At 71.7% G+C, this 11830-nt stretch carries 9 protein-coding genes; 5 read left to right on the forward strand and 4 right to left on the reverse strand.

Going from position 1 to position 11830, the window contains the following annotated elements:
- Positions 1-252: 252 nt before the first annotated feature.
- A complete protein-coding gene (locus AC5L36_RS19420) occupies positions 253-2097 on the reverse strand; it encodes a sigma-70 family RNA polymerase sigma factor (RefSeq protein WP_441218042.1) in 1845 nt (614 codons plus the stop codon).
- A gap of 76 nt (positions 2098-2173) precedes the next feature.
- The gene (locus tag AC5L36_RS19425; RefSeq protein ID WP_441218044.1) at positions 2174-2677 is read right to left on the reverse strand and encodes an Lrp/AsnC family transcriptional regulator; all 504 of its coding nucleotides are present in this window, start codon (positions 2675-2677) and stop codon (positions 2174-2176) included.
- Positions 2678-2789: 112 nt separating this feature from the next.
- On the opposite strand from AC5L36_RS19425, the gene hppD reads away from it, so the two are divergent.
- Positions 2790-3983: a 4-hydroxyphenylpyruvate dioxygenase gene (gene hppD, locus AC5L36_RS19430; RefSeq protein ID WP_441218045.1), complete on the forward strand. Its 1194-nt coding sequence runs from the start codon at positions 2790-2792 to the stop codon at positions 3981-3983.
- 19 nt (positions 3984-4002) lie between these two features.
- A complete protein-coding gene (locus AC5L36_RS19435) occupies positions 4003-5208 on the forward strand; it encodes a fumarylacetoacetate hydrolase family protein (RefSeq protein ID WP_441218238.1) in 1206 nt (401 codons plus the stop codon).
- Here the strand turns inward: AC5L36_RS19435 and AC5L36_RS19440 are convergent.
- Complete coding sequence (locus AC5L36_RS19440) at positions 5161-5784, reverse strand: TetR/AcrR family transcriptional regulator (protein WP_441218047.1); 624 nt, start codon at positions 5782-5784, stop codon at positions 5161-5163. The genes AC5L36_RS19435 and AC5L36_RS19440 overlap by 48 nt on opposite strands.
- A 50-nt stretch (positions 5785-5834) precedes the next feature.
- Here AC5L36_RS19440 and AC5L36_RS19445 point away from each other — a divergent pair, with 50 nt between their 5' ends.
- On the forward strand, positions 5835-7727 hold the full coding sequence (locus tag AC5L36_RS19445) for a HelD family protein (protein WP_441218049.1): 1893 nt from the start codon (positions 5835-5837) through the stop codon (positions 7725-7727).
- Between the two features lie 111 nt (positions 7728-7838).
- On the opposite strand, the gene sthA is transcribed toward AC5L36_RS19445, so the two are convergent.
- The gene (sthA, locus tag AC5L36_RS19450) at positions 7839-9242 is read right to left on the reverse strand and encodes a Si-specific NAD(P)(+) transhydrogenase (RefSeq protein ID WP_441218051.1); all 1404 of its coding nucleotides are present in this window, start codon (positions 9240-9242) and stop codon (positions 7839-7841) included.
- Positions 9243-9315: 73 nt separating this feature from the next.
- On the opposite strand from sthA, the gene AC5L36_RS19455 reads away from it, so the two are divergent.
- Positions 9316-10437, forward strand: a complete 1122-nt coding sequence (locus tag AC5L36_RS19455; protein ID WP_441218053.1) for an MBL fold metallo-hydrolase — start codon at positions 9316-9318, stop codon at positions 10435-10437.
- Between the two features lie 135 nt (positions 10438-10572).
- Positions 10573-11829, forward strand: a complete 1257-nt coding sequence (locus AC5L36_RS19460) for an asparaginase (RefSeq protein ID WP_441218055.1) — start codon at positions 10573-10575, stop codon at positions 11827-11829.
- Position 11830: the final 1 nt, after the last annotated feature.

The raw sequence follows: 11830 nt of genomic DNA on the forward strand, positions 1-11830 counted from the left end.
GCCCGGAAACCACACGACACGCCGGGAAGAGTGCGGGTATCGGGCGAACGATCATCGAGGAAAGGCGGCAAGGGGGACGGGCAATGTCGGGGACGTTGCCCACTCGCCGCGGCGACGCCCTTCGCCTCGGCCCGGGACGCAGGGGGAGCGTGACCAGCGGCGGACGGGTGAGGCCGCGGGAGCAGCGGTCTGGACCACGACGGGCGTCGCGGTAGCTCGAAGTCTGTTTTGGATCTAGCTGCGGCGGGGGCGCTAGCGGGCGGCTACGAAGGCGCGGCCTACCTCCGTCGGCTGGGTGGCGGTGCGGAAGAGGCCGGACTTGTCCTTGTCGGTCGCGGGTAGGCCGAACCAGGCGTAGCGCTGAAGGAATGGCAGGCCGCCGAGCATCTTGGCCGCCGCGGTCACGAAGGCCGCCTGCTGCGCCTGCGTGGGGAAGCGGGCACCGCCGCCGGAGAAGTCGATCAGCGCGAACTCGGTCAGCCAGATCGGCTTCTCGTACCTGTCGTATACCGCTTGCAGGTAGCGGCGGAGCTGGTCGACCGCGTTCGCGGTGGTGAAGTCGCCGCCATACCAGTGGAGCGTCACGAAGTCGACCCGGTGGCCGCGGGACTTGGCGCCGGTCATGAAGCGGTCGAGCCAGCCGCCCTTGTCGGCGCCGCCGAAGGCTACCGACGGGCTGCCCAGCTTGCTGCCCGTGGCCATCAGCTTCGGCCACAGGTCGAGGGCCTGCTCGACGCTCATGTTGGCCTGGCCGGCCATGTCCGGCTCGTTGAAGCCCAGCAGGTACGGGCCGGCCGCCTTGGCCGCGGCGAGCGCGGAGTCGTCGACGTCCTTGGCACCCCAGATCATCGGCACGAACTGCGCGCCGCGCGGGGTGGTGACGCCGTCGTGGCGTGGGCTCCACGTGTAGTACCAGCTCGCCTTGGAGGCGGCGAGTGCCTGGCTGACGCCGTCGAAGTTCCAGACCGCGACGCCCTTCTTCGGCGACGGAGGCCTTGTGGTGGGCGGAGCGGCGGGCGCCTTGGTGGTCGCGCGAGGTGCCGGCGACGGCGATGGGCTGGCCGAGGGGCTGGGACCTACGGTAGGCGTGACCACCGCCGCCGGTAACGGATTCGCCGCCGGCTCGGGCGCGGGGGAGCGGTTGAGCCTCACCCCGATGAGGGTCGCCGTCACCAGGACCACGACGGTCGCCGCGGCGGTGATCGGCACGGCGAGGCCGCTGGTGCCGGCCGCCGCCGCGCCCGCCTTCGCCGCCACACCCGCTCCGGCCTTGGCGGCCAACGCGGTGTGTGCGGTGGGCCCGGCCAGCTTGCCGGCCAGCGCGGCCGGCACCGGGAGCATGGAGATGCCGGCGAGCAGGCGGTCGATCGGCACCAGGTCGCCGGTCGTGCGCGCGCACACCCCGCACTCGCGCACGTGGCGGGCCAGCCGCTTGCGCCAGAGCGAGTCGGGCACGCCGTTCCACGAGGTGGCCACCGCCCGCAGCGCCGCGCAGCCGGGCTGGGCGCGGAGCGCGCGCACGACGGTGCGGGCGGTCTGGATCTGCTCCTTCATGCGGTGGATGCGCACGCCCGCGTGGTTGGGGGAGAGGCCGAGCGCGCCGGCGAGGTCGGAGCGCTCCAGCTCGCCCGCCTCCTCCAGCCACCAGAGCGCGATCAGCTCCTGGTCGTCGGCGTCCAGCCAGCGGGTCGCCTCGGCCACCTCGCGCCGCTGGTCGGTGAGGCCGAGCCTCGCGATGGTCAGGTCGGCGAAGTCGGGGCCGGGGTCGGGCACCTCCTGCATCGCCTCGACGCCCACCGGCCGGGCGGGTGCCGTGCGCCGGTGCAGCTCCCAGTCGCGCACCTGGCGGATCGCGATCGCCACCAGCCACGGGCGGTAGGCGCTCGGGTCGCGCAGGTCGGGCAGGTGGCGGACCACCCGCACCAGCGTCTCCTGCACGACGTCGTCGACGTCCGCGTGGCCGCGCAGCGCGCGGCCGACGATGTTGTACACCAGCGGGAGCGAGGCGGCGACCAGCGCGTCGAGCGCGTGCGCGCCGCCCTGCTGTGCCGCGCTGACCAGCGTGGCGTCCGGTGTGGCCCGACCGGTACGGGACATCCGCCTGCCTCCTCACGTGCCGTTGCCGACCCTTCCGTATGTGGAGACCGGCGGGCAGAACCCGGATTACAGAAAATCAGCCCGGATTCTTGTACGACGGCGCGTGCTGTGCGCCCCGCCGCTGACCGTGCGTGAGCAGCGGCAGCGTGCGGTGGGCGACCACCGTCGAGAGCACCACCACACTTGTAGAACGGCGGATGCCGGCGAAGCGATCGAGCTCGAGCAGGATCCGCTGGAGATCGTCGTTGGAGCGGGCGGCGACCCGGCAGAGCACGTCGCCGGGGCCGGTGGTCGCGTACGCCTCCAGCACGCCGGGGAGCGCCGCCAGGTGATCGGTCACCTCGTCGAGCCGCCCCTGCGCGATCTCCAGCGTCACAAACGCCTGCACCGGGTAGCCGGCGGCGGCGAGGTCCACCTGCGGCCCGTACCCGGTGACGACGCCGGCGACGCGCAGCCGCTCCATGCGCGCGGTGACGGTGGCCCGGGCGACCCCGGCCAGCCGGGAAAGCTCCAGCACGCCGATGCGCGGATTTTCGGTCAACAGTCGCAGGAGGGCGACGTCGAGAGTGTCGAGTTCCACAGCTTACCAATCTGCCTAGCGTTATGGGGAAAGCGCTGTGCTAATTGCTCAGGTTGCCTAGCTCACGATACGCCGGTTGCACAGGAAGCAAATGCACGATCAGATGGTGGTCATGACCGTCGAACACGTTCTGACCGATGACGAGCGGCTCGCGGATCTGAGCCTCGAGCAGCTCAAGCAACTCGTGGGACTGGTGGAGTACGACGAGCAGTCCGACCCGTTCCCGGTGACCGGCTGGGACGCGATCGAGTGGGTGGTCGGCAACGCGACCCAGGCCGCCCGCTTCTACCAGCTGGCCTTCGGGATGGAGCTGGTCGCCTACTCCGGCCCGGAGACGGGCAACCGCGACCACTGCGCGTTCGTGCTGCGCAGCGGCGCCGTGCGGTTCGTGCTCAAGGGCGCGGTCGACCCGGAGAGCCCACTCGTGGCGCTGCACGACCGGCACGGCGACGGGGTCAGCGACATCGCGCTCGAAGTGCCCGATGTGGACACTTGCGTCAAGCACGCGCGGGCGCAGGGCGCGACGATCCTCGACGAGCCGCACGAGCTGACCGACGAGCACGGGACGGTGCGGGTGGCGGCCATCGCGGCGTACGGCGACACCCGGCACACGCTCGTCGACCGCTCCCGCTATCACGGCCCGTACCTGCCCGGGTACGTGGCCCGGACCTCCACGCTCCCCAAGCGCCGCCGGCTCTTCCAGGCGCTCGACCACGTGGTCGGCAACGTCGAGCTGGGCCACATGGACGAGTGGGTGGCGTTCTACAACCGGGTGATGGGCTTTACCAACATGGCCGAGTTCATCGGCGACGACATCGCCACCGACTACTCGGCGCTGATGTCCAAAGTGGTCGCCAACGGCAACCACCGGGTGAAGTTTCCGCTCAACGAGCCGGCCGTGGGCAAGCGGAAGAGCCAGATCGACGAGTTCCTCGAGTTCTACCGGGGGCCGGGCGCGCAACACCTGGCGCTGGCCACCAACGACATCCTGCGCACGGTGGACGAGCTGCGGGCGGCCGGCGTCGAGTTCCTCGACACGCCCGACTCCTACTACGAGGACCCCGAGCTGCGCGCGCGGATCGGCAAGGTACGGGTGCCCGTCGAGGAGCTCCAGAAGCGGAAGATCCTGGTGGACCGGGACGAAGACGGCTACCTGCTCCAGATCTTCACGAAGCCGATCGGCGACCGGCCGACCGTGTTCTTCGAGTTCATCGAGCGGCACGGGTCGCTCGGCTTCGGCAAGGGCAACTTCAAGGCGCTCTTCGAAGCCATCGAACGCGAGCAGCAGCGCCGGGGCAACCTCTAGTGTCTGACTCGTGAGCGCGGTGACATGGGTGCCCGGCGTCGACGCCGGGCACCCCTATGGTCTGCACAACCTGCCGTACGGCGCGGTGTCCTACCGAGATTCGCCGCGCCTCGTGGTGCGGATCGGCGACCTCGGGCTGGATCTGGCGGCGGCATGCGCGCGGCTGGCCCCTGACCTGGCGCCACTGGTGTCCGGGCCGGTGCTCAACCCGCTGCTCGCCGCGCCGGCCGCGACCTGGCGACGCCTCCGAGCCGCGGTGACCGAGTGGCTCACCGACGAATCAGTAAGGCCGGTCGTCGAGCCGCTGCTGGAGCCGATCGGCCAGACCCACCTGCCGTTCGAGGTCGGCGACTACGTCGACTTCTACGCCTCCGAGCACCACGCCTCGGCGATCGGTCGCATCCTCCGCCCCGACTCGCCCTCGCTGCCGGAGGCCTGGAAGCACCTGCCGATCGGCTACCACGGGCGCTCCGGCACGGTGGTCGTCTCGGGCACGCCGATCGTCCGGCCGCACGGCCAGCGCCGGGTGGGCGGCGAGATCGAGGTGGGCCCGAGCCTGCGCCTCGACATCGAGGCCGAGGTGGGCTTCGTGCTCGGCGCCGGCACCCGCCTCGGCGAGCCGGTCGCTCTGGCCGACGCGGCCGAGCACGTCTTCGGCGTGTGCCTGGTCAACGACTGGTCCGCGCGCGACCTCCAGGCCTGGGAGTACGTGCCGCTCGGTCCGTTCCTCGGCAAGTCGTTCGCGACGTCCGTGTCGCCGTGGGTGGTGCCGCTGGACGCCTTCGACAGCGCGCGCACCGCACCGCCACCGCGCGACGTGCCCTTGGTGTCCTATCTGGACGACGCGGCGCTGCCGCCGTGGGGGCTGGACATCGCGCTGGAGATCGAGCTCAACGGCGCCGTCATATCGCGGCCGCCGTTCCCGGCGATGTACTGGACCGCCGCGCAGATGCTCGCCCACCTGACCGTCAACGGCGCCTCCATCCGCCCCGGCGACCTCTTCGCCTCGGGCACGGTCAGCGGCCCGGAGCCGGACCAGGCCGGTTCGCTGATGGAGCTGAGCCAGATCGGCCGCAAGCCGCTGGAGCTGCCGGGCGGGGTGACCCGCTCGTTCCTGGAAGACGGAGACGAAGTGGTGATCCGGGGCCGGGTGCCGGCCACGCCGGGCCGGCCGGAGCTAGCCCTCGGCGAGGTCACCGGCGTCGTGGTGGCCTCGCTCCAGTAGGTCGAACGCCGCGTTGGCCGCCTTCGCGGCCGCCGGGTGGAGCCGCGCGGCGGAGCGGCCCTCGATGAGCTGGCGCCAGTTGTCCCGCGCGAGGATCCGCTGGGTGGCGAGGATCTGTCCGGCGGCGACCCGCGCCGTGAGGCCGCCGCCGAGCGCCTCGGCCAGCGTGGCCTCCTCCGCCTCGGTGTAGGTGGCGACCCGGGCGGCCAGGCCGGGCGTGGAGAAGACCAGCCGGTGGTATGCCAGCACCCGCTCGTCGTCGTTGAGCCCGGTGACCGGGTCGCGCCGGTCGAGGCCGTCGAGGAAGTGCCGGCGCAGCGCGGCGAGCGGGCTCTCCCCCGGCCGCCGCCCGCGCACCACGCGCGCCGCCTCGCCCTGATGGTCGGCGATGCGGTGCAGGACCAGGTCTTCCTTGCTCGGAAAGTACTTGAACAGGGTCGGCTTGGAGACCTCGGCGGCGTCGGCCACGTCGGCCACCGAGACGGCGTCGTAGCCCCGGTCGAGGAAGAGCGCGATCGCCGCCGACGAGATCGCGTCGTGGGTGCGCTGCTTCTTGCGCTCGCGGAGGCCGGTCACGTGGCCGATACTACACTCGGACAAATTCTTTACCGAGTTAAGCTATCGGTATGACGATGGATGAGGAGCGGGCGCACCTGGCCGCCTCCCGCGCCGCGCTGGCCCGCATGCTCGACCTCGCCCGGCACCGCGTCGCCACCGGTGCGCAGGTGGCCGGCGACCGGTACACCGCCGAGACGCTCGGCCGCATGCTGAAGAGCTACGCCAAGGAGCTCGCCGAGGAGCCGGACGGCCCGCTGTACTTCGGGCGCCTGCGCTTCGGCCGCGGCGGCGGTGAGCACAGTGGACAGTGCTACTACATCGGCCGCCGCCACATCACCGACGAGGCGGGCGAGCCGATGGTCATCGACTGGCGCGCCCCGGTGTCCCGCACGTTCTACCGGGCCAGCGCGCGCGACCCGATGGGCGTCACGGTCCGCCGCCGGTACGGGTGGCGCGGGGGCACCCTGACCGGCTTCGAGGACGAGCACCTGGAATCGGGTCTCGCCAGCTCGGCCAGCCGCATCGTGGCCGAGGAGATCGAGCGGCCACGGGTCGGGCCGATGCGCGACATCGTGGCCACCATCCAGCCCGACCAGGACGACCTGGTGCGCGCCGACCTCGACGAGTCGGTGTGCGTGCAGGGCGCGCCCGGCACCGGCAAGACGGCGGTCGGCCTGCACCGCGCCGCGTACCTGCTCTACGCCCACCGCCGCCGCCTCAAGCGCGACGGCGTGCTGGTCATCGGTCCCAACCCGGCTTTCCTGGAGTACATCTCGGCCGTGCTCCCGGCGCTGGGCGAGGTCGACGTCGAGCAGAGCACGCTCGACCAGGTGCTGGCCCGCCGGCCGGTCACCGCCACCGACGGCGACGAGGCGGCGGCCGTGAAGCACGACCCGAAGATGGCGACCGTGCTCAGCCGCGCCCTGTACGCACGCCTCGGCGAGCCGGCCGGCCCGCTCACCGTCACCGAGCACTCGGCCCGCTGGCGGATCTCCGAGCACGCGCTCGGCCGCCTGATCGGCGAGGTGTGGCAGGAGTCGCTGCCCTACGGCATCGCCCGCGAACGGCTGCGCTCCCGCATGGTCGGTCTGCTCCAGCGCCAGGCCGAGGCGCGGGGCTACTCGCCGGGCGCCGCGTGGACGCGGCGGATGGGCCGCTCCCGCCCGGTCCGCGAGTTTCTCGACCACGTGTGGCCGGCCGTGCGCCCCGAGGACGTGGTGGCCGCCCTGCTCCGCGACCCGTCCGCGGCCGCCGCCGGCATCCTCACGTCAGGTGAGCAAGAGGCGATCACCCGGCCCAGGACGAAGTGGTCCGCCGCCGACCTCGTGCTGATCGACGAGGTGGCCGGGCTGATCGACCACCCCGAGTCGTTCGGGCACATCGTCGTCGACGAGGCACAGGACCTGTCGCCGATGGAGTGCCGCGCGCTGGCCCGCCGCAGCGCGCACGGCTCGCTCACCGTGCTCGGCGACCTCGCGCAGGGCACCACGCCGTGGGCGGCCAGCGGCTGGCCCGAGCAGCTGGCCCACCTCGGCAAGCCCAAGGCCCAGGTGATCGCGCTGACCGCCGGCTTCCGTGTGCCCGGCGCGGTGCTCGCGGTGGCCAACCGCCTGCTCGCCACGCTCGACGTCGACGTGCCACCCACCCGCGCCGTCCGCGGCGATGGCTCCCTGCGCGTGCGGCACGCCGAAGACCTGCGGTCCGCGACGGCCGAGGCGGTGCGCGAGGCACTGGAGCACGAGGGCTCGATCGGCGTCATCGCGCCGTTCGCCCTCGACGAGCCTTCCGACCGGGTGACCGTGCTGCCGGCCGCCATGGTGAAGGGCCTCGAATTCGACCACGTCGTCCTCGTCGAGCCGGCCGACCTGGCGCCGCGCCTGCTCTACGTCGCCCTGACCAGAGCCGTCTCCCGGCTGGACATCATCCACCGCCGCCCCCTGCCGGCCGCGATCGCGCCATGACCGCCTTTCGCTTCGACCGGGCGCACGGCTGGAACACCAGTGCTGTTATCCGGCCGTCTTAAACAGCACTGGTGTTCCAGTCGTCGGGGGTGGGTCGTGAGACGCGGAGGGTCAGGCGCGCATGCGGTCGATGCTGCGCATCTTGTTCATGGCGTCGAGGGCGGCGACCTTGTACGACTCGGCGAGCGTCGGGTAGTTGAAGACCGTGTCGACGAGGTAGTCGATCGTGCCCTTGCAGCCCATCACCGCCTGGCCGATGTGGACGATCTCGGTGGCGCCGGTGCCGAAGACGTGGACGCCGAGCAGCGTGCGGTCGTCGGGGGAGACGAGGAGCTTGAGCATGCCGTACGAGTCGCCGATGATCTGCCCGCGGGCCAGCTCGCGGTAGCGGGAGATGCCGGTCTCGAAGGGCACGCGCTTTTCGGTCAGCTCGTCTTCCGTGCGGCCGACGAAGCTGATCTCGGGGATCGTGTAGATGCCGATCGGCTGGAGCTCGTGCATCGCGCGCACCGGCTCGTCGCAGGCGTGGTGGGCGGCCAGGCGGCCCTGCTCCATCGAGGTGGAGGCGAGCGCCGGGAAGCCGATCACGTCGCCGACCGCGTAGATGTGCGGCACCGCGGTGCGGAAGTGCTCGTCGACCTTGATGCGCCCCCGGTTGTCCGCGCTCAGGCCGGCGGCCTCCAGGTTGAGCTGGTCGGCCATGCCCTGGCGGCCCGCTGAGTACATGACCACGTCGGCGGCGATGCGCTTGCCGCTCTCCAGCACCGCGAGCGCGCCGGTTGCCCGGCGCTCGACCGAGGCGACCGTCTCGCTGAAGCGGAACGTCACCGCCAGGTCGCGCAGGTGGTACTTGAGCGCCTCGATGATCTCCAGGTCGCAGAACTCGAGCATGCGGTCGCGCCGCTCGACCACGGTGACCTTGCAGCCGAGGGCGGCGAACATCGACGCGTACTCGATGCCGATCACGCCGGCGCCGACCACGACGAGTGACTGGGGGACGTGCTCGAGGTTGAGGATGCCGTCGGAGTCGATGATCGTGCGGTCGTCGAACTCGACCGTGCTCGGCCGGGCCGGGCGGGTGCCGGCGGCGATGACGATCTTTTCGGCGGTCACCTTCTGCTCGCGGCCGGAACCGTCGTTCACCGTCAGGCTGTGCGGGTCGGCGAACGTGCCGGTGCCGGTCAGCAGGCGGATGCGGTTGCGGGCGAGCTGGCTGCGGATGACGTCGGTCTCGCGCCCGATCACGTGCTGGGTGCGGGCCGTGAGGTCGTCGACGGTGATGTCGTCCTTGAGGCGGTAGCTCTGCCCGTACATCTCCCGCTGGTTGAGGCCGGTGAGGTAGAGCACCGCCTCACGCAGCGTCTTCGACGGGATGGTGCCGGTGTTGATGCACACTCCGCCCATCATGTGACGTCGCTCGATCACGGCGACCCGGCGGCCGAGCTTGGCGGCGGCGATCGCGGCCTTCTGCCCGCCGGGGCCGGAGCCCAGCACGAGCACGTCGTAGTCATACACGTGGAACATTCTCGCAGGCCCGGGTTACCGGGGCCTTACGAAGAAACGGTCACGGTCGTCGTACGGTTGGGCGATGAAAATCAGACCCGCCGCCTTCGGGGGCCAGCCCGACGCCACCGTGGTGGGCGCTTCCCCGCGGTACCGGGAGGGGCGCTTCCACAACACCGTGGCGGCCACCGTGCTGCCGCGCGGCGCGATGCGCGCGGCGATGCGGGAGATGATCTTCGGCAAGCAGGTGCGCAAGCCCACCGCGCCGGTCCCGCTGGTCACGCCCGGTGCGACGCCCGCCGAGGGCCTGCACCTCACCTGGTACGGGCACGCGAGCAGCCTCGTCGAGCTGGACGGGCGGCGGGTGCTCTTCGACCCGGTGTGGAGCAAGCGGTGCTCGCCATTCCAGTTCGCGGGCCCGCGCCGGCTGCACCCGCCGCCGGTGCCGCTCGACGCGCTGCCGCCGGTGGACGCGATCGTCATCTCGCACGACCACTACGACCACCTCGACCTGCCCACCGTGCGCGAGCTGGTCCGCACGCAGGAGGCGCCGTTCCTGGTACCGCTGGGGGTGGGTGCCCACCTCGACCGCTGGAAGGTGCCGCGGCAGCGGATCGTCGAGCTCGACTGGGACGACGGCGTCGACATCGGCCCGGGGCTGGCGGGATCCGGACCGAGGAGCGCGGCGACGAGCCCGGACGGCGCCGGCCGCCCGGGGCGTCCAGCGAGCGGAGCGAGCCCAGCCGGCCTGCGCATCACGGCGACCGCCGCGCGGCACTTCTCCGGGCGGCTCTTCGCCCGCGACCGCACGCTGTGGGGCTCGTGGGTGGTCGAGGCCGGCGGGCGGAAGGTCTTCTACACCGGCGACTCCGGCTACTTCGACGGGTACGCGGCGATCGGCGAGAAGTACGGGCCGTTCGACGCGAGCCTGATCCAGATCGGCGCGTACAGCCCGGCGTGGCCGGACATCCACATGACGCCGGAGGACGCGGTCAAGGCGCACGTCGACCTGCGCGCGGGGCTGCTGCTGCCGGTGCACTGGGCGACGTTCGTGCTGTCGTACCACTCCTGGAGCGAACCGGTCGACCGGCTGTGGCGGGAGGCGAAGGCGTTCGACGTTTCGGTGGCCATCCCGCGGCCGGGCGAGCGGGTCGACGTCGGCGCGCCGCCCGTGGTCGACGCGTGGTGGCAGCCGCTGAGCGGCTGACGTCGCCGCCCCCCAGAGGGCAGCCCTCTTGGGTCTGATGTAGCCCCCCAAGAGGGCTGCCCTCTGGGGGCGAGTGACCGTATATTTGATCAAGCTGCAACCGGTCTGAAACGGGCCGCACAGACGATCTCCCGCATGCCGAAGAGATCGTTTTCGCGCCTCGGCGCCCTGCTCCTTCCCGTCTTGTCGGCCGCGGTCACCGCGGCCCTCGTCGTCTCCGCGCTCGGCCAGCCGGCGGCGCCGGAGAGCGACCCCACCTCCGTCAAGGTCGACGGCGTCGAAACCCTGACCGACATCGAGAGCGTCGCGTACACCCAGGCCGTCGCGGCGGCCCGCGCGAATAAGCCCCGCGTGACCGTCATCGGCACAGGCGGCACGATCTCCGGGGTCGCGACCTCCCGCAGCAGCTTCCAGGACTACCGCTCCGGTCAGATCGCCATCGCGGACATGGTCGGCTACCTCCAACCGGAGATCGGGGCGGTCGCCGACGTCAGCACCGTGCAGTTCGGCAACAAGGGCTCCGGCGGCTACACGATCCCGGAGTTCCACGCCCTCACGCTCGCCGTGGAGAAGGCGCTCAAGTCCTCCGACGGCGTGGTGGTGACCACGGGCACCGACACGATGGAGGAGTTCGCGTACTGGCTGGACCTCTCCGTGCGCAGCCAGAAGCCGGTCGTGCTCACCGGCGCGATGCGCCCGTGGGCGGCGGTGACACCCGACGGGCCCAAGGTGATCGGCGCGGACGGTCCGGCCAACCTCTACAACGCGATCGTGCTCGCGGCCAGCCAGGCCACGTACTGCTACGGCGCGGTGCTCATGCTGGGGGACGAGTTCCACGCCGCGCGCGACGTGACGAAGACCAGCTCGTACCGGATGGACACGTTCCAGACCCGCGAACTCGGCGTGCTCGGCTGGATCGACGGCGCGAACATCAAGGTCGGCCGGGCGCCGGCCCGCGTCCAGGACTGCGACGACAAGAGCAAGTGGTACACGCCCTTCAACCTCACCAAGCTCGGCCCCGAGGCACTGCCCCGGGTCGAGGTGGTGACCAGCTACCAGCAGGCGGGCGGCGAGGCGATCACGGCGTTCGCGGACGCCGGCGTCAAGGGCATCGTCACCGCCGGCACCGGGGCGGGCGGCCTGTCGTCGGCGCAGGGGACGGCCCGCACGGCGGCCGCGGCCAAGGGCGTGGTCTTCGTGAGCACGTCGCGTACCGGCTCCGGCTCGGTGTACGGCGGCAGCACGACCCAGCCGATCATCGCCGGCGACGACCTGCTGCCGCAGAAGGCGCGGCTGCTGCTCATGCTCAGCCTCGCGTTCTCCGGTGGCGACGTGGAGAAGGTGCGTAAGTGGGTTACCGGGCTGGGTAACCCGGAGTTCGACCTGTCCTGAG

The sequence above is a fragment of the Phytohabitans sp. LZ39 genome (assembly GCF_059359075.1).

What these genes read in the sequence shown, in the direction of transcription:
- AC5L36_RS19420 (WP_441218042.1), bottom strand. Translation starts at nt 2,097, where the DNA reads ATGTCCCGTACCGGTCGGGCCACACCGGACGCCACGCTGGTCAGCGCG.
- hppD (WP_441218045.1), top strand. Translation starts at nt 2,790, where the DNA reads ATGACCGTCGAACACGTTCTGACCGATGACGAGCGGCTCGCGGATCTG.
- AC5L36_RS19445 (WP_441218049.1), top strand. Translation starts at nt 5,835, where the DNA reads ATGACGATGGATGAGGAGCGGGCGCACCTGGCCGCCTCCCGCGCCGCG.
- AC5L36_RS19455 (WP_441218053.1), top strand. Translation starts at nt 9,316, where the DNA reads ATGAAAATCAGACCCGCCGCCTTCGGGGGCCAGCCCGACGCCACCGTG.
- AC5L36_RS19460 (WP_441218055.1), top strand. Translation starts at nt 10,573, where the DNA reads ATGCCGAAGAGATCGTTTTCGCGCCTCGGCGCCCTGCTCCTTCCCGTC.